At 41.9% G+C, this 19,015-nt stretch carries 15 protein-coding genes; 5 read left to right on the top strand and 10 right to left on the bottom strand.

Annotated elements, in window-relative coordinates; translation table 11 throughout:
* Positions 1 to 16: 16 nt before the first annotated feature.
* The 4 genes from MH117_RS05365 to MH117_RS05350 all read right to left on the bottom strand — a co-directional run bounded on the left by MH117_RS05365 (position 17) and on the right by MH117_RS05350 (position 3,523).
* Positions 17 to 679, bottom strand: coding sequence for a 3-oxoacid CoA-transferase subunit B (locus tag MH117_RS05365; protein WP_239327597.1), 663 nt, complete (start codon positions 677 to 679; stop codon positions 17 to 19).
* Positions 646 to 1,281, bottom strand: a complete 636-nt coding sequence (locus MH117_RS05360; RefSeq protein WP_239327761.1) for a CoA transferase subunit A — start codon at positions 1,279 to 1,281, stop codon at positions 646 to 648. The genes MH117_RS05365 and MH117_RS05360 overlap by 34 nt, the downstream gene beginning before the upstream one ends.
* A 69-nt stretch (positions 1,282 to 1,350) precedes the next feature.
* Positions 1,351 to 2,691: an aspartate aminotransferase family protein gene (locus MH117_RS05355; RefSeq protein WP_239327596.1), complete on the bottom strand. Its 1,341-nt coding sequence runs from the start codon at positions 2,689 to 2,691 to the stop codon at positions 1,351 to 1,353.
* A 355-nt stretch (positions 2,692 to 3,046) separates the two neighbouring features.
* Positions 3,047 to 3,523, bottom strand: coding sequence for an SRPBCC family protein (locus MH117_RS05350; RefSeq protein ID WP_239327595.1), 477 nt, complete (start codon positions 3,521 to 3,523; stop codon positions 3,047 to 3,049).
* 192 nt (positions 3,524 to 3,715) lie between these two features.
* Between MH117_RS05350 and ablB the strand changes: the two genes are divergently transcribed.
* The gene (ablB, locus tag MH117_RS05345) at positions 3,716 to 4,576 is read left to right on the top strand and encodes a putative beta-lysine N-acetyltransferase (RefSeq protein WP_239327594.1); all 861 of its coding nucleotides are present in this window, start codon (positions 3,716 to 3,718) and stop codon (positions 4,574 to 4,576) included.
* Between the two features lie 9 nt (positions 4,577 to 4,585).
* Here the strand turns inward: ablB and rpoN are convergent, their stop codons facing one another.
* From rpoN to MH117_RS05320, 5 genes are all read right to left on the bottom strand, one after another.
* Positions 4,586 to 5,923, bottom strand: a complete 1,338-nt coding sequence (gene rpoN / locus MH117_RS05340) for an RNA polymerase factor sigma-54 (protein WP_239327593.1) — start codon at positions 5,921 to 5,923, stop codon at positions 4,586 to 4,588.
* Between the two features lie 85 nt (positions 5,924 to 6,008).
* Positions 6,009 to 6,758 carry a YEATS-associated helix-containing protein gene (locus tag MH117_RS05335; RefSeq protein WP_239327592.1) on the bottom strand — a complete coding sequence of 250 codons (750 nt, stop codon included), beginning with the start codon at positions 6,756 to 6,758 and terminating at the stop codon, positions 6,009 to 6,011.
* A gap of 334 nt (positions 6,759 to 7,092) precedes the next feature.
* A complete protein-coding gene (locus MH117_RS05330) occupies positions 7,093 to 8,703 on the bottom strand; it encodes an FAD-dependent oxidoreductase (RefSeq protein ID WP_481857229.1) in 1,611 nt (536 codons plus the stop codon).
* 346 nt (positions 8,704 to 9,049) lie between these two features.
* The gene (locus MH117_RS05325; protein ID WP_481857228.1) at positions 9,050 to 10,189 is read right to left on the bottom strand and encodes an agmatine deiminase family protein; all 1,140 of its coding nucleotides are present in this window, start codon (positions 10,187 to 10,189) and stop codon (positions 9,050 to 9,052) included.
* Between the two features lie 79 nt (positions 10,190 to 10,268).
* On the bottom strand, positions 10,269 to 11,093 hold the full coding sequence (locus MH117_RS05320; RefSeq protein ID WP_239327758.1) for a MerR family transcriptional regulator: 825 nt from the start codon (positions 11,091 to 11,093) through the stop codon (positions 10,269 to 10,271).
* An 890-nt stretch (positions 11,094 to 11,983) separates the two neighbouring features.
* Between MH117_RS05320 and MH117_RS05315 the strand changes: the two genes are divergently transcribed.
* Together MH117_RS05315 and MH117_RS05310 are read left to right on the top strand one after the other, a co-directional pair.
* Positions 11,984 to 12,463 (top strand): hypothetical protein, encoded by a 480-nt coding sequence (locus tag MH117_RS05315; RefSeq protein WP_239327591.1) that lies wholly within the window; start codon positions 11,984 to 11,986, stop codon positions 12,461 to 12,463.
* Positions 12,464 to 12,951: 488 nt separating this feature from the next.
* Positions 12,952 to 13,344 (top strand): hypothetical protein, encoded by a 393-nt coding sequence (locus MH117_RS05310; RefSeq protein ID WP_239327590.1) that lies wholly within the window; start codon positions 12,952 to 12,954, stop codon positions 13,342 to 13,344.
* A gap of 404 nt (positions 13,345 to 13,748) precedes the next feature.
* Here MH117_RS05310 and MH117_RS05305 read toward each other — a convergent pair whose 3' ends face one another.
* Positions 13,749 to 14,201: a hypothetical protein gene (locus tag MH117_RS05305; protein ID WP_239327589.1), complete on the bottom strand. Its 453-nt coding sequence runs from the start codon at positions 14,199 to 14,201 to the stop codon at positions 13,749 to 13,751.
* 854 nt (positions 14,202 to 15,055) lie between these two features.
* Between MH117_RS05305 and MH117_RS05300 the strand changes: the two genes are divergently transcribed.
* On the top strand, positions 15,056 to 17,551 hold the full coding sequence (locus MH117_RS05300; RefSeq protein ID WP_239327588.1) for a GH39 family glycosyl hydrolase: 2,496 nt from the start codon (positions 15,056 to 15,058) through the stop codon (positions 17,549 to 17,551).
* A gap of 212 nt (positions 17,552 to 17,763) precedes the next feature.
* Positions 17,764 to 18,999, top strand: a complete 1,236-nt coding sequence (locus MH117_RS05295; RefSeq protein ID WP_239327587.1) for a PTS sugar transporter subunit IIC — start codon at positions 17,764 to 17,766, stop codon at positions 18,997 to 18,999.
* Positions 19,000 to 19,015 lie beyond the last annotated feature (16 nt).

Raw genomic sequence — 19,015 nt, 5'->3', positions numbered from 1 at the left:
GGAGCCTTTTTATTTGTTAAGGAATCGTTATAATATGTTCAGCTAAACACACACGCGCATCTGTGTAATAAAGCACTTGCTCTACTGTGTATGGAGCCATGATCTCACAGAGGATCAGCCCTTGAGACCCAACTCGAAAGACAGCCATATCCGTAATAATCAGATCTACACATTCAGGAGCTGTAAGAGGCAAAGTACATTGTGGCTTGAGTTTAGATTCGCCCGCATGATTCAGGTGATTCATCAGTACAACAACTTGCTTCGCTTTTTGTGCCAGCTCCATTGCTCCCCCAATACCTGGAACCCGACGTCCAGGCACGATCCAGTTCGCTAGGTCGCCGCGTTCACTTACTTCCAATGCACCGAGAATCGTCATGTCTATCCTTCCTGTTCGAATCATTGCAAAAGCCACCGCGCTGTCACAGTAGGACCCACCTTCGACTAGACTGATCGGATATCCCCCCGCATTACACAAATAAGGGTCTTCTTTGCCCTGTGCAGGCGTAGGTCCCGAACCGAGAATACCATTCTCGGCGTGAATAAGGACATGAACATCCGTTGGAATGTAATTGGGAACAAGCGTAGGAATGCCGATTCCCAAGTTGACAACCATACCATCAACAACCTCTTGTGCAGCTCTTCTCGCTATTCGGCAGCGGACTTCTTCTCCCATACCCATTTCCATGGCACCCCTTCGCTTGGTATGACCATATCCACAAATATACTGGGCGTCACAATGATCTCTGGATCAAGCTCGCCAGGCGCCACGATCTCGTCTGCTTCGGCAATTGTAAACACGCCTGCCATCGCAACTAGCGGGTTAAAATTGCGACCGCTCTTGTCATAGACGAGATTGCCAAAACGATCCGCCTGCTTGGCGTGTACAATTGCAATCTCAGCGGTCAGCGCGGGCTCCACAATATACGAGGCACCTGCCAGTGTATATTGATCTTTTCCTTCCGCCATTACGGTGCCTAATCCAACATCAACTAGAATTCCACCCAGACCAACCCCACCCGCACGAATTTTTTCAGCAAGAGTTCCTTGCGGGTAGAACTCGACTTCCAGCGTACCGGCTGTCATCATGTTCCCAGCATTGGGATTGGAGCCAATATGAGAAGCAATCACTTTCTTGATCCGACCTGCAGTTACGAGCCTCCCGATTCCAATATCGGGAAATCCAGTATCATTTCCAATTACAACGAGGTCTCGAATCCCCTTTTCCAAAATACCATTAACAAGCGTCGGCGGTGTGCCAACACCTCCGAAACCACCATACATTAACGTGCTGCCATCTTTTATATGAGCAAGAGCCGCTGTTAAAGTTCCCACCTTATCAATGCCATCCAATTAAACCACCGCCCGCAGTTCTTCTTGCATTTCGAATATCGTTTGTGCCATCTTTTCGGCCAGCTCATCGATCTCTTCGTTAGTAATGACCAATGGCGGAGCAATAATAATAGCGTCTCCCGTACCATCCAAACCGCCTCCGGCAGGATATATAAGCAGTCCGTTACGGAACGCAAGTTCAGTCATACGTGACGTCACATGCCGCTCCACAGCAAAGCTTGCTTTAGTTGCTTGATCGGATACCAATTCAAGTCCCAGCAGCATCCCATTCCCGCGTATATCACCGATAATCGAGGATTTTTGGGCGATATGGTCTAACTTATCTCTTAGGTAGCGTCCTTTATCTACGGCGGCGTCCACCAGCTTATTCTTCTTGATGTATTGCAGCACAGCTAAAGAAATAGCTGCGGACTGAGGATTGGCGCTATACGTATGACCAGCCATAATACTTTTTGATCCTGCAAGTATCGGCTCCATCACTTGATCGCTAACCAAGGCAGCCGCCATCGGCGTGTAACCTGCACTCATTCCTTTGCCTAGCGCGATCAAATCAGGCTCGACTCCCCAATGCTCGATGCCAAACATTTTGCCCGTCCGCGCAATTCCAGTCATCACCTCATCTGCGATAAACAGCACCTCATAACGGTCACAGATTTCTTTGATTTCGTTATAATAGCGCGCTGGAGGGACAACGGCGCCGCCAGCAGCACCTACAATCGGTTCTGCAATAAATGCCGCTACTTGATCAGCCCCAATCCGGCGAATGGCCACTTCCAGATCGCTTGCACATTTCATACCGCACGAAGGATAGCTTTGTTGATAAGGACAACGATAGCAATAAGGTGCTGCCACGACAGGAAAATCCTCTAACAGTGGAATAAACCGCTTTCTTCTTAACACATGACCTGACATCGATAAAGCGCCCAGCGTAATTCCGTGATAACTCATATGCCGAGACAATATTTTGTATTTACTCGGGCGCCCCTTTTCTTGCCAATGCTGAATGGCAATTTTCATCGCTGTCTCTGTCGCTTCAGAGCCGCTGCTAACGAAGAAAGACCAATATTCCCCACCCGGTGCCAGCTCGCTAAGTGTTTTGGCCAATCGTTCCGCAGGTTCACTCGTAAACTGGGAACGATACACAAACGATACTTTCCGTGCCTGCTCGGCCATAGCCTCACCAATCTCTTGCAGGCCATGACCAAGACTAGCTGTTACCGCACCGGAACAACCGTCTAAATATTTGCTGCCGGCGGCATCGTACAAATACACGCCATGCCCATATTGGATAGCTGGATAATGACGGTCCAGCATAGGCTTGATCAAATATTCCCGATTCATCGCTGCCACCTCCTCCTCCATCTTATTCTGTCCTCCAGCGCAGCATGCCGCGTCAAATAGAAACACGCAAACTCCATGCCAACTCGATAAAACGTTATTTGGAAAGTTCGACAAGGTAACGAGGCAACCACATTGCTCCTGACCTGATTGCGTTCCACGTTAATGGTCAGATCCACTGCTCTTAACAACAGAGCTGTTGCGTGCTGTATATACTGCGCTGCATGTATTTCAACTAATTACAAAGTCAAAAAGATGCCACGTCACTCCGTAAGAGTAATGGCATCTTCTATAGACATTTTCGCATATTTATATGTATGGCCAAATTATCGCTTGTCGGAATCCCTGACTAAATCAACTATTGATAAAGGGCAATCAGCATTTTATATTCCGCATACCAATGCTTCCACTCCTCTTCACGCGACAAGGTGGTACTGCCATCAAGCAGTAGCTTAATCACATCAAGACACACATGCCATCCAGCAAGATCTTTGGCAGTATGATCCGTCATGATCGTGATCTGCTCAATCAAATTGAGCTGACAGCCTTCACTGAGCGGAGACAATTCAAAACGAACTTTGTCCTTGCCCCATGTATACTCCAAAATAGCTTGTTCCATATAAGCTGTAATTTCAAGCTCTTCAAAAGTACCATCGCCCATGTCAAATGTAATGATACCACCCTTACGAAGCTCAACGACTCGCAATTCGGCAAACCAGCGCTTCAACTTTTCATTGTCCGTAAGCCAAGCCCATACCTGCTCAACGGTGTACGGAAAATGACGTTCAAATCGAGCAATATAACCTTGCTCCACTTTCTGAACATTGGCTAACATGGCGTTCCTCCTTATTAAATGCTTGATTGCTATTCATGCAGACTATTATTCCACATTGTAGAGTTTGCCTGCGAAGAACACAAGTTAGTCCTTTCTACAGAATGACAGATAAGGTTGGCATGCATCTTGCGTATAAAATACATACATATCGGTGGTATCAGTAATGTTCTAGTCAATAAAGGAGGGCCGCGTATGTCTAACAACGATACGTACTACACTAATCTGGTTGAAAATGGACGCGATTACAGTCTGCACATGTGCCTTGACTATTACAATAAAAGACTGCGAGTAGATGATTATCGAGGCAATCCGAACTCTGTCTTTGAGCGCGTTCAGGAGCTTATGCAGCTCCACTATTTCACAAAGGTATTTATCAAGGCGCGTCATTATGATTGGGGCTGCTTCCTTACGCATGGTTATATGCTAGAAGCTGTTATTAAAGGTTATTTCCAAGGTCATGATGCTTTTAATATGGCGTTGTATACAGATTTGGAACGTAGAACAAGCGACTATTGGATCTACGAAGACCAGTTATTAGCTGAGGTCCAGACACTTCCCTTAAAATCAGAACTAAATAAGAGCGCTGCTGGATTTTTGCTTCGTCAAGCGACTGATCAGGATGCAAATGCGCTGGCAGCGTTATATCGCCAAGTTTTTGCGACGTACCCTACCCCGATGCACGATCCGCTATATGTGGAGCATATCATTCAGGAAGGAACGATCTTCCACGTAGCAGAGCTTCAAGGTCAACTAGTCAGTGCAGCCTCTGCAGAAATAAATACAACCTTCCACAATGCCGAGATGACAGACTGCGCAACGCTACATACCTGCCGAAATAAAGGCTTGATGAGGCTGCTGCTGCAAGAACTGGAGCAAGAACTTTTGCGGCGAAACATTACCTGTGCCTATTCTCTTGCAAGGGCCTTATCAACGGGTATGAACGCTGTGTTTAAACAACTCGGTTATGAATACGGGGGACGAATGACTAAAAACTGTAATATTTATGATAAATTCGAGGATATGAACGTGTGGACTAAAACGTTACCTCAATAAAAAGCTTGGCTACCGTCGTCTCCGTTCAAACGAGGATGCTAAGCCAAGCTCTTCTCGATATTTAGCAACCGTTCTCCGGGAAATACGGATGCCTTGTTTCTGGAGGCATAAAGTAATGTGTTGATCAGAGACAGGCGAACATTGCGGCTCACCAGCGATAATCGCCTTTATTTTTAGTTTAATACTTGCGGCAGACGCCAGTTCCCCGTTATCCTGATGAATGCCCGTCGGGAAAAAATAGTTTAATTCAAATGTACCCCATGGCGTCTCGGCATACTTCCCAGCAGTTGATCTGCTAACAGTTGACTCATGCATACTCAGCCTATCAGCTATGTGCGCCAAATTCATCGGCTTTAAGCCGGAAGGTCCCTCCTGAAAAAATAGAAGCTGCTCCTCCACAATACTCTGTGCCACCCGCAGCAGCGTCTGCTTGCGCTGCTCTATACTTCTGAGCAGCCACAGGGCACTGGCACGTTGATGACGAATATATTCATATTCCCCTTGCAAGTATTGTCCCTTCTGTGCGCCCATAGCTGCATACGCAGGTTGAAGAATAAGCAGCGGAGCTGCCCAATCGTGCATAACAACAATATAACGACTGCCCGCTTTTTGAATAGACATATCAGGTCTAACAACCGGAACTGCGGAATGGAAAAATTGATTTCCGGGCTTGGGATTTAAGTTCTTTATTTTTGAGATCGCTTTCACGATTTCTTGTGCAGATGTTTTCAACTTGCCTGCAAGTGCCGTTATTTTTTGTGCTGCAATGTCCGGCAAATGATACGTAATAAGCGTAATCACTAGCGGATCAAAATCTGGCATCATGTTAGCTTGGATCAGTAAGCACTCTTGCAGGGTACGGGCACCTACTCCTGTAGGTTCTAGTGTATGGATGAGCTGCAGCGCTTGTTCCGCTTCTTCAAGCGTAACCTTTAGCTGATCCGCAACGAAAGAAATGGACAACTCCAAATAACCTTGTGGGCTGAGGTTACCTGCTATATATTTCATGATCATACGAAGGTTATCAGGCAGGTTAGCTATGAAATTTATTTGTTGAGACAAGTAACCCTCCAATGTCATTTCACGTTCCAGATCGTACCAAAGTGTATGCTTATCCTCACTTATTTTGTCCTGCGCGCCTGTATATCTATATCCATAGCCCAGTTCATCCGCTGCATACAGCGGATGTCCTTCACCATTAACTTCTAACAATGGGTTCGTCTCTACTTGTTCCTGAACATACCCCCACAATTCCAGCGAGGACATTTGAAGTATACTTAACGACTGCTGCATCTGTGATGTCATCTGCAACGTCTGTCTCTGGTGCAGTCCATACCGATAATTCATCTTTCTCACCACTTCACTTGTCATTAATTCACATGAACTGTTCACTACCTACTACGTGTATACCCATAAACCATGATATGAATATTCATGAAATCTGCTCGCCTTTTTCCGATAAGATATCCATTCGGACATGATCATGACGGCCTATGTACTTGCGACCGGCAGGTGTAATGTGATACCGGATACCAGCTTCCCGCTCTGAACGAACTACGTTTCCCAATTGTATTTGCTCTTGCAAAATGCGGAGAATGCAGCTTTCTTTCAATTCGGTCTCTTTACAAATACCAGTGACTGTACGGAATACATAGTCCCCTTCCTGAAGCGCCTGAAGAACCTTTAGGCTCGGGTCAGCATGTAGACTTGGAGACTGTTCAAGCTGAATCTCCTCTGCCACCGTGCCACGATGCAACATCCGTATTTCATAAGGATCATTACGAATAATAGAGTCGTCCGCTTCCGTATTTTTTTCCGTCAAAGCTTCGACATCTTGCTTTACATTGTTCACCTGATGCTGAACGTCATGTAATTGCTGCATAAATTTATCCGAAATAGATTTAATAAATCGATTAGAGGAGATAGAGGCAATCAGACAGAATCCTGCAAATACAAATAATTGGGTGCCTTCTTGCTTACTTTCGAGAAGCAGATTGCTAGATATCGTATTCAAAAATAGAGGTACGAGGAAAGAAGCTGCAATTCCAACAAAAACCGCCTTATAAAGCATCCAATCTTTGTAAAATACTGTCCCATACTTACCTACTAATAAATAATTAACTCCCCCTCCCACAATGCCTGCTGCAAGCATAATCAGAAATAAGGTGAGTCCATGTGACATGTAAGAAACCTCCTTTGAAAGGTTGTTATCCTATATACCGCATCACTGCTACTATTCCGTTATAACCATCTTCATTCAAATTGTACTGCTTCACCTTTGCATAAGCTGTCTAACGATGTCTGTCGAACGCTAAGTAATGGTGTAAATTTTTGAGTTAGGAATAGAGAAGCAGTAGTCCATGTACATGGTGAAATGATGCCCTCCCGCTAGAGTGAAATAAAAGAATCTCCACACCCACTACTTACAGTGGATATGAAGATTCTTTTGAATGGTTGTGCTGTCTTTTGGGCTCCCATGACTCATAAATCATTGTGCTTCATTCACGAACAGGATCTTAAGGCAACTGTATGTCCTCTGGCCAATGAAGCTGTACGCCTCGCTGCTCCAGCAGATCCTGATACGCTTGCAGATGGACAGAATCCTCCCTAACATCATGTGGATCAAGCTGGTTTTTGAGCGCATAGGCAACCAAGTAGCCTACAGACTCACCAATGTTCCACTCCGTAGGATGAAGGCGATAACATCCATTTGAGATTTGAGTCGTACCGATGTTTTTGCAGGCAGGAAGTATATTCTTTACACGTACCGGAAGCAAAGCGCCCAGTGGAATTTCGTATGGATATGTCGGAACGTACAAGCTACGAAATGATACCGTTGTCATATGGAGGTCTAAATAGTAACTGCCTACACCTACACTGTCTTCGTACGTTCGAATTCCTTGATCACCACGTATTTCTTTGCTCACATCGTGCTCGGTAATCCGGTATAACGATTCAATACGTCTGGACTCCCGAATGTAAGGAGCTTTGGCAAAGCCATCGTCTGTTCCGAGTGCATCCTTCCGCAAACGAAGCCCTGGATATCCTTTACCACCGTCAAGGCGTGGTGCTTCTGTCTGCAGCCAGTACAGCAAACATAAGCTTAGCTGACGCGCACCTCTAAGATGCTTACGTCTGTCATGACTAGACACACCATAAATAGAGCCAAGATGGTAGTCGTTTTGCGGCCAGTTGATAAGAGAAATATCACTCTTGTAAAGTTCGTTATTAAATAGAGACTTGTCGATCATGCGGCGGTAATTAAACAATGACTCCCACCATTCTCCGCGTTTGCCGCGAAACAATCCATACTCCTTAATTGTGCCATTCTTGCTAATCTCCGGTACCAGCCAGCCTAGCAGCGGCAAATTCTCATAATTCTGAGGTACGTACTGTCTCCAAAAATCATATTGGGCAGGACGATCAATAGTATGATCCCCACCTTCTTCATAATCCAAGGCAAACACATGGGTTATTGATTGCATATCCAGCGGGTCCGCATTATCAGCAGCATGAGGTTCGTCTGTATCTGCTCTCGCTTCGGCGCCCATAACATGTTCCACTCCAGCAAGAGGAAGCAGATCCCCGCACTCAGTAGCGTCCGCAAAGTACTTGCCTTGCAGCGTGACTAGATCGTCATCGTCATTGATCACTTTCACACATACGCAACGATCTCCTTCCATCACGGCTTCTATTATTCGATGTTGATATAAAATTTGGATGCGGCCGCTATTCGTGTAGGCTGCTAGCATGTCCTGCAAGACTTGCAGCGCTACTTTAGGTTCATGGCATAACCGGCTGACCCAGCCATTGCCGGGATTAAGGAACTCATTATTCATTGCAGTATCGACCAATGGATAATTTGACTTATAGTAGCCCCGCACACGACGACGGAATTCAGCATAACTTCGCGTACATCCGAATTGCTCAATCCAACGGTGCTCATCTGGTGGAACAGCTTGGGCTGTGAGCTGTCCGCCAATCCAGTCTGTTTCCTCTGTCATTATTACGGTCAAGCCTGACTTAGCTGCTGCTAAAGCAGCCATACAACCGCCGAGACCTCCACCTAACACAATAAAGTCTGCTTTAAGTTTACGATTTGTTCGCAAAATGCCACTTCCTTTCATATAAAGTTAAGTGATTGTCTTACAGTAGTACTTACCCCATATCATCAGAAAAGGTGTGGTGAACACATTATTGTTAAGGAAAATTTTAGAATTGACTTATACGAGCTAAGCTAATGGGGTCGCTACTCACCATTCAGTTTGTAATGCAGCGAATATATAAAATCAAATAAAAATGACCCTAGAAACGATTCCTATGATGGAATGACTCTAGGGTAATGTTACTTTTCCGGGACAAGGTAATCACACAATGCCCAGAGAAGTGAGGAAATAAGCTTTGCAGCAAAAAGTAATGCTCTACATATGATTATACCTATAAAATAATATATTGAAATTTATGGTGCAACTATTACTGCAGATTAACTGGCTGTTGTTGTGTAACACAATGAATCATACCACCGTCTTTATACAGCTCTCTCACATCTATGCCTATTACTTTACGATCAGGGTATAGTTTTTGGATAATATCGTTAGCTTTTTGATCATTAGGATCATTGTAATTCGGAACCAATACAACTGTATTTCCAATATAATAATTTATATAAGAACCTTTGTATCCTAGATTTTCCCCGCTGTTGAGTACAACATTGTTTTTACTAATTGGCAAATACACAAACTTATAAGGCTTGCCCGCAACATTCTTCGCTTTCATTAGTGTGTTCATATCCTTTATGGAGACACCCCATTCTTCTAAATCGTCCCCTTTCATTGTTACAATTGTGGATTTATCATAAAATTTTGCAAACCCATCAATATGAAAATCAGTAATATCCTGATTCGGCACACCATCTAACCAAATAAAATTAGTGGCCCCTAGATATTCTTCTATATACTCCTCTATTTCTGCTTCTGAGAATTCAGGGTTTCTATTTTTATTTGTAACTGCACTTCGTGTCGATAAGAATGTACCATTACCATCCAGTTCAAAGGCTCCACCTTCAAGTACGACCTCATTGAGATCAATTCTTTCCTTCTCCAACTGCTTACCAAGTCTGTTCGCTATTTGAGCATCCTTTTTATACGGTGTTTTCTTTCCCCACCCGTTAAATCCCCAGTCCATGAGTTTTATATTGTTATCCTTGTCGTATACAAAAATTGGGGCGGTATCTCTTGCCCATACATCGTCCGTAGGAACAATATAGAAGTCGATTTTGTCCATATCTATACCTTCATCATACAGAAGATCGTAAATGTATTCTTTTTCGTACTTATCATATGCGATGATATGAACATTTTCACCTTCACTTAGCGCAGCGGTCATCTCTATCCAAATCGCCTCAAGCTTCTCTTTATGGCCTTTACCGTACGTAAAGTTATGGGGCCATTGTAGCCATGTCCCTTCATGTTTGTTTCTCTCATCCGGCATGGTGTATTTGCCTACGTTTTGCTGTTTCACACTTTGACTCTCAGCAGTTGTACTATGAAAACATCCCATTATGATTCCTGCCGTTAATACTACTCCCGAACACACAACAACCATCTTCTTCATCTTTAAATCTCCTTTTATGTGACTAACTTTCTCTCAGATGTAGAATAAGCTTTGACATAGTGTTAAGGTCAAGCACTTATTACTTTGCCTCTATACGGACAGGAAAACAGATTTGCGTAACATATTCCTCCACTGGGCAGTCACATTCTGGACCTTTTAAGTAGGTTTCGTAAGGTGGGCCCTCAAAGCCATAGCCATTACGTTCTATCCATTCTTCAAGTGCCAAATGTGCGTATCCGATGTAGTCGTAATCTCCGATATGCAGGGTAGTAGCAATCATGGTTTGGGGTAGTTTTTTTATGTTACAATCCCTTGATATGGCTTCTTCATTCCTGAGCATAATGGGAATCATCAATTCCATATCGCTATGTTCAGGGAGAAATTCTTCATCAAAAAAAACAGCAGACGGAACACCAAGCACCGGGATATTACCTTTTCCCGCCTTTTCGTATAAAGAATCTATATATTGGTCTATATCTGCAATGTTTATAGACATTCTTTGATATATAACACTTTTCTCATTCCTCATGCCGAGCAATATATCATAAGATCTATGTTCTTCACCCATCAAATTTACATCTGTATTTATCATTTCTTGCATTTCTTTAATGATCTGCCTATTTCGATTCATCTCGTCGGATAATTCATTTATTTTTAAATGTATTAATCCAGTAAGCATTTTTCTGTCCGCTGTCTGCAGAACCGTTCTGATCTCTGGCAGAGAGAATCTATATTCCTTCAGCTTCTTAATTCGTAATGCCGTTTCTAATTGGTTCTTCTCATAATATCTGTAGCCGTTCGTGGTATCCACATGAACGGGTTTCAAGAGTTCTTCCTTGTCATAGTGACGCAGCATGCGCGCACTCATTTTACAAAGCTGAGAAAATCTGCTGATCGTGTACATTTTGCTCTCTTCCTTAGTGTGATGATATTGTTTAGCCATAGGTCGGGATAATGACCGCTAATAAGCCAATTACGATACGATAACATGTCCGCTAATGTAAATCAAAGGCTTTGTATTTTCCACTTTTATCGTAAAATCCAAAATTAATAGATTTTGTGGCACTTACTCTAATTGCATTTACTGTTACTGGCTCCGTGAAAGTTTTTACAATATGGTCTTTGTCACCACCCACGTTTCGACCAGTCATAGAAATTACTGTAGATTCGTCATTATCAGAATCTGCAGCTAAATTTGCTCCTGCTATAGATTCTGATGCGCTTAGATAACATGAACTCCATCTAATATTCCTCCTTTGTAATTGAGCCTCTTGGACAGCTTTTAATCCTACATTTTGCTATACTTTTTTCCTGAACAACTATTCTTACAGAACCCTTAGAGCTATACCTGATTTTTTAACCGCTCAGCTCTCTTGGTTTGAGTTAAAACAGTCACAGCTACAATTATGGCAAGCACATTGAACATGCAATGTTAGCAGTTATCCATGAGTGATGAATATTAAAAATTCCAAAAAGCTTAGCACGCACTACAAACCTAATCTTCCTCGATCAGGTTTTAATCACCTGTAATGTAAAATACCGTCCCGAAGGGAAAAATATATAGAAAGGAGGATAAACCATAGTTTAGACACTGTACAGTTGCTCCCGTAGGTTGTTATCTGTGCATATTTTTTTGTCTCACTATTTATAGATGCAGTCTACCGAGGTGATTTCGAACATGTGTTAGATCTCCTTGTTTTACACTCCTAGATTTTTCCTAAATAAAAGAAGGATATTTGATAATGTTCTAGAATATGTTATATGTTTCTATTATATCCCTTTGGAGGTTATTACATGAAGAAGAAATTAACTGTATTGTTGCTAGGTGCTGTTCTTGCAATTGGCGCTGCCATTCCAGCTAGTGCAGCTCCATTTGATCCCAATATGGGAAGCTATGATATTGAGCCAATGAACAACACGCCTAGTAATCTTCTTTACATACCTGATCAAAAATATGGTTCACACGAAACATTTTTCGGAACAATGGATTACCTATATGATCTTGACTATTATGCAATTACATCTAACGTAACGGGTATTCACAGTGTTTACTTTTATCCACCCGATAATCAGCAATACGTAGTTGAAGTTTTTGATAAAGAAGGGTTTGATCAAAACGAAGGACGTATTGCAACACAATTTTTTAACGCTGAACAACCGTCTTATGTAAACTTCCAAGCAACTGAAGGTAAAGCTTATATTGTTAGGATTCGTGGGATAAATTTAACTATTGATTCTATGAGAGTGTATCACTTTTCACTATTTCATTATTAATTTTATCGAAGAGCGCCTTGATTTGGCGCTCTTTTCTGTTAAATAAGTCAGATGATTAATAAGATGCTGTAACTTTGTATCAGCAGCCTCAACAAACCTTTGTACAGTGCTCTTTTATAACCCCAATATATTCGCTGGCTCCTCCATAAGAAAACAGTTTCCCTGACCAATTTATAACATCCTCGTTCCTGTCGCGACAACTGCCCTAATGCAAACTCAACTCTGTCAGTCAGTGTAGAGCTTGTACATTGTTATCTCCTTATGTTTTAGCAAAATATGCATGCAAATTTGGTCTACTCATTCTCTAGCCCTAATTATCTTTTATCCCACTTGTTCACATTATCTGTCTGTTCGGTTACCTACTCAGCAAGTTCATTGCAGAACTTCACCTCACCAAGGCCTTCACCACTTTTTTACCCAAAGCACATATATATCAATGCTGCAGAATATATTCATTTTGAAAGCAACTTATTATTGGAGGCGAATATATGCTTAAAAAGTTGTTAATCGTTATCAACAAAACCAATCAAAAGTATAGTTTTACGAACACGGAGTGTTCCAAAGATAGTACATTAATTCAAGCATATTCTTCCTCAACTCTACCTAGTGTTAATTTAACTTCTGGCCAACATGATGAAGGGTGTGATATTCCTGATTGTAGCGGACCAGAGTATTACGCTGAACATCACATGACAATTTCAGGCGATAACAATACATTTACATTCTGGTTTGATGATTATAAGCTTCAATATTATTATTCACAAACAGGGTCATATGGTGATGCTCAAGTGATCCCAGGCGATGCTACTCCTTCAGGGTTAACTAAAAAGGTGATATTCATTATGGAGGACAACACACTTCTGATCTCAGACATTGTGTAACTTACATAAGCAGCAGCGTCATTAGGAGTATCTAATTAGCTCTTAGAGGCGCTGTCTTTTTTAGTTCTTTTGCATTCTGTGTTATGACTGGTTGACCTCCATTCTACCTTCATGGATTCAAGTGATATTCCTCGTTTTATTCAAAAATCATACAAGTAATAGCTACATTTAATCGATTTCCTTCAAGATTCTATTTGAATCTGGTATACGAAAAGGTGAAGAAGATACATATGCTAGCCCCCCCCCTTGCTCATTTCATCCTTTTCGCGTAAATTTCTTACCTGCCCTTTGCAATTCAATTGATTGACCAAAGTTCATTGCCTCTCATCCTTTCTGGACATAATAAAAAGCACCGCGATGGGTGCTTTAAAATAAATTATTTGTACTGCAAAGAGTTTTTGTCTTCACTTAGCTTCGAAATCAATTGTATATTCGAAGGGCTTGGAATACATAGATTCTACGCCGATATAATAAACCTCATCTTTAGTTAATTGATACTCAAATCTTAGCTCGTTTCGAGAATTCAATTTTTTGCTTTTCAATACCGCTCCTGTTTTGGAATAGAGTAAAACCTCTAAATCCCCAGCAGGAACATCCTGCAATATGCCACAATCGATTGAAAAGGTTCCGGTTTTTGGGGCTTGAAACCTGAAATAATCGAAATCAGAATCACTAGACATCTCACCGTCAAGAATAACATAATCTACAATAGTAAAGTTAGTAGCTTTTGCGAAACTGAAATTAGGTTCAATTTCTTGAACTCGCTTAATATCATCTGCATAAGCTGATGAGGACATTCCAACTGCCATGGCAAGTGTTAAAATACCTGTTACGAACTTCTTTTTCATATAAAGCACACAAAGACCTCCTAATATTTGGGATATAATCGTCCTGCAATCTCATTATTATACATAGTCAATTACTCAGCAATAGATTTGGGAGAAACAGTAATCAAAGCACCGAAGAAAGTCATCTTTCTACCATAAAACAAAACTAAACAGTACTTATAAGCGTTTTGAATTTTGGTTTTTAGGCAAAAGAAAAAAGCACCGGTTAGGGTGCTTAAACACACTTATGATCATCTGTTAATATTATTTCTCTCATGTCAATAATACTACTAGTTCATTCTCCAAAGTAGCTATACTAGTATCCTTATAGTCCTCGTGATTCTGGATATCTTCAATGCTTAAACCACTGTGTTGTTTGATTAAATGCAACAGACTTACATTGTATACTGGCGCAACCCTCATTCCATTCACCTCCCCTCGCCCACATTCCAGGTCCCCATCTATTCCCATCCATCTGCGGTATTCCACCAAGCCATTGCCTTTATTGTTTTCGCTTTATAAACATCTTGTTCGTATATCTTTACTATATAGGAGCCACTTTCTTTGTCCCCTCAATAGTGACTATCATTGAAATCATCCTTCTTAGCTTGATAGAATTATTTATTACAAGCGTATTTGACGTATCCACCTACAAATTAGTGCGAAAAAAATACTAAAAAATGAGTAGTTCTATCACTCATTTCTATTCGTCTTTAGCACAAGTGTCGGATAGTATAGCAGGGTAGAGAATAAAGATGGATAAACGAGGTGAAATATGGAATATTATTTTTAGCTATAGCTCCCCCACTTTAACGCTCAAACCTTTTTTGAAACCTCGTTATTTTGTAGCAAGGTACAATTATTTATAAAGGAGATCCTTGCCGATGAGTTATTTGTACGAATTTATCGACTATCAGGAGGACCTGCCAATCAGGCTGTTCGTCAACAGCGTTGCGTATGTACCTTTTCATTGGCATAAGGAAGTCGAGATTATCTATGTTCTTCAGGGCGCGATTACAATGCACCTGGACCAGCAAAGTTACACACTGAATCAGGACGATATTATTGTCGTGAATAGCATGTCCGTTCATCAGATTGAGCACACAAATCAGGACAATGTTCTGCTTACGCTCCAATTTAGTCCGGAACTGCTTGATGAGCATATGCTAGTGGCCTGCAATTCATTGTATCAGACACCCGAGAATCGGAATCATTATGATCGAATTCGCTGTTATCTGGCACAAATGGCTTGGGAAGCGAGTAAGAAAACACAAGGCAGCCGGAATTATTCGATGGGTCTATTGTATATGCTAGCGGGACATCTTATGCGTTTTTTTTCCAGGCGTATGACGGAAGAGAAGCGTAGGAATGTTAAGGATTATGATTATCAGCGTTTGAATCGCGTACTGCAATTTATTGACCGCCATTACAGCCAGAAAATCACGCTGCAATCCATTGCTGATCAAGAGCATTTAAGCCTACACTATTTCTCTCATTTCTTCAGCGACAAAATCGGCATTCCGTTTCAGAAATATTTGACTACGGTTCGGTTGGAGAAAGCTGTTGATGCTTTGATAAATACTAATCTCAGCATGACTCAGATCGCGTTGGATTGCGGTTTCGCAAACGTCAAGTTGTTTAATAAATATTTCAAAGAAAAATACGATACCACTCCCGGCGTTTTCCGTGAGTCGATAATGGAATCCAAGGCTGCAGATCCTACTCGCAAACCGCTTACTTATGAAGAATCGACTAGCGCCGATTATTATGAAGTCGATACGATCCAAGCGATGGAGTCGCTCTATCGATATTTGGAGACATCACAAGAATCATTTCTCACATCCTCTACGGAGAACGTCATTTACAATCAAATGGAAATATCCGTCAATATAAAAGCTGCAGGTATTCCTTATATGAAACATTGGAATTGGCTTACTACAGCAGGAAGAGCAGTTGAAGGATTACGTGCCGATTGGCAGTCACAGTTATTGGAATTGCAGCGTAATCTAAAGTTTTCGCATATACGATTTCATGGCATCTTTAATGATGAGATGATGGTGTATGCAGAGACGGAAGAAGGGGAACCCATTTTCAACTGGGCTTATGTCGATAAGCTCTACGATTTTTTACTGAAGGCCGACATCCGCCCGTTTGTTGCTCTAAGTTTCATGCCATCGGTACTTGCTCGTTCGAATGAAACGATCTTCTGGTGGAGAGGGCATATTGCACCACCCAAAGATCAGAATAAATGGAATGCACTTGTTCGTGAATTCGTATTTCACTGCTTGAACCGTTACGGCATGGAGGAAGTATCAACATGGTACTTCGAAGTATGGAATGAACCTGATCTATCCGGTGTATGTTGGGCAGGAACAAAGCAGGAATATTTTGAATTCTATGCTGAGACGGCAGCCGCGATCAAATCGATTTCTTCCAAGTTCCGCGTAGGTGGACCTGCTATGGGCTACGGCTCTGTATGGAACGATAACTGGGCTGACGAATTCATTGCCTTTTGCAGCGAAAGACAGATTCCGATTGACTTTTTTTCATTCCATGTCTATTCGGAATACCCGAACCAGAAAAGTGAAAAAGATAAACTAACGACGCTCATGCCTCCTTCATTCTATTTGGATAGCGTGAAGCGTCTGAGATCAAAGCTTACAGGGACGGACATATCAGAACTTGAGCTTCACATGACAGAATGGAATTTCTCACTGTATGACCGCAATCTGATCCACGATACGATGTTTATGGGAGCGTTTGTCGTTCATCATGTGCTACAAACGCTGGGTACATTAAAATCCATTGCCTTCTGGTCATTTACGGATGTTTTTGAAGAAAGCTTAGTACCTTCCTCCATTTTCTACGGCGGTTTTGGCCTCATCAACCGTAATGGCTTGAAGAAACCCAGTTATCATGCCTTTGAGCTGCTTACTAGACTGGGGGATTGTATTTTGGCCCAAGGTGACGGATATATCGTAACGAGTGCCAGAGATGGATGCTTGCAAATTCTGATGTATAATTACACCCATGTGGATCAACTTTTTGCAAGCGGTGATTGGTCAGGATTGACTGAAACAAGTCGGTATACTATTTTTGAAGAAAAAGGAAACTGTTCCTTTAAGCTTAATCTGGATGGACAGGAACATAAATATAAAATGACAAGCTACCGGCTGGATCGTGAACATGGATCTGTCTTCGATGAATGGATTTGCTTAGGCGCACCGACCTATCCAACAGAGGAGGAGCTGCAATTTTTGCGGAATAGAAGTGTTCCTGAAATCCATGTTGAATGGCTGGACGCGGTAGGACAGCTTGAGAGGACATTTATCATCCCCTCGCATGGTATCCTGCTAATAACTTTACAACCTCAATATTAATACGCATGAACCTAATAAAACGCCTTTTCAAGTGAAGAGGTGTTTTTTGCTGTATAAATGGGAAGTGTTTGTAGCAAGTTAATGAATTGATATCCAACATGACAAAAAACAAACCTGCATAAGGCAAGGAACAACAAGAAAGCGTTATCAATCCTTCTTATAATAGGAATGTAAGCGTTTAATATATGCTTAATCAAATAGGAGGAATCATCATGCAGCGTCTAATGAAGTGGATGGAAGAGAAATTTGCGCCACGTTTAGAAGCATTCACAAAAAATGTATGGGTGGATTCCATTCAGGAAGCGATTATGGTTACTTTACCGATGATCTTCATTGGTTCATTAATTACCTTAGTATCCATTCTGAATGATTTCATCCCAAGCTTGCCGGATTTATCACCCATCACGACGTTTAGCTTCGGGTTACTTGGAATTTTTATTGCTTTTCTAACCCCGTATACCGTTATGCAGAAAAAAGGCCATGACAAAATAAAGCTCATAGCAGGTGCAACTGGCTTATCTTTGTTCATGATGCTGCTCAAGCCCACCTTCCAAGACGATGGAACGGTGCAATTCGTTCTTGAACGATTTGGGCCTTCCGGAATGGTTACAGCTCTTTTGGTTGGAGTTTTTGTAGCGGTAATCATCAATGCTTTCAATCGTTTCTCTTTCTTTAAGAAAGACACGTCATTGCCTGAATTTATTAAAGATTGGTTTGACTTCCTTGTTCCAATTGCGATTGTTCTAGTCATCGGCTGGATTCTGACCTATCAATTGCAATTTGATATGTTCGCTCTTATTGTAGACATCTTCACCCCATTACAAAAGATTAGCCAGACCCTTGCAGGATTTGTCTTGTTCAACTTTATCGGAGTTCTGCTCTATTCCTTTGGTGTCAGCCCTTGGGTTATGACCCCTATCTTCTACTCGATCTGGATTCCGGCAATTGAACAGAATGCTTCCCTTGTCGCTCAAGGTTTGGATCCTATTAATATCAACACATTCGAGACGTTCTTCTCTGGTTGGGTTGGCGTTGGCGGACTTGGGGCAACTTTACCGCTGATTGTCTGGTTCTTGTTCTCTAAGTCGAAAAAACTGAAATCAATCGGGAAAGCAACGATTGTACCGTCACTGTTCAATATTAATGAACCCGTTATTTACGGGGCACCAGTCGCTTTTAACCCGATCCTGATGATCCCTATGTGGATCAACGGCATCATTACACCAATTATTGTCTACATCGTACTTGATCTTGGGCTTGTAGATATTCCTAGTAAAGTATTCCAGCTCTGGTATACGCCGATTGGAATCTCAACGTTTATCTTAACCGGATTTAAAGGCCTCTTGCTTCTGGCAGTGGTATTACTGCAGATGTTCATCGTCTGGTTCCCATTTGTCAAAGTATACGACAAGCAAGAGCTTAAAAAAGAACAGCTTGCTACTAAATAATTTATATGCGGCTTCA

The sequence above is a fragment of the Paenibacillus sp. ACRRX genome (genome assembly GCF_022346885.1).
Taxonomy (GTDB): domain Bacteria; phylum Bacillota; class Bacilli; order Paenibacillales; family Paenibacillaceae; genus Paenibacillus_B.
This window is presented reverse-complemented; position numbering and strand designations above follow the sequence as displayed.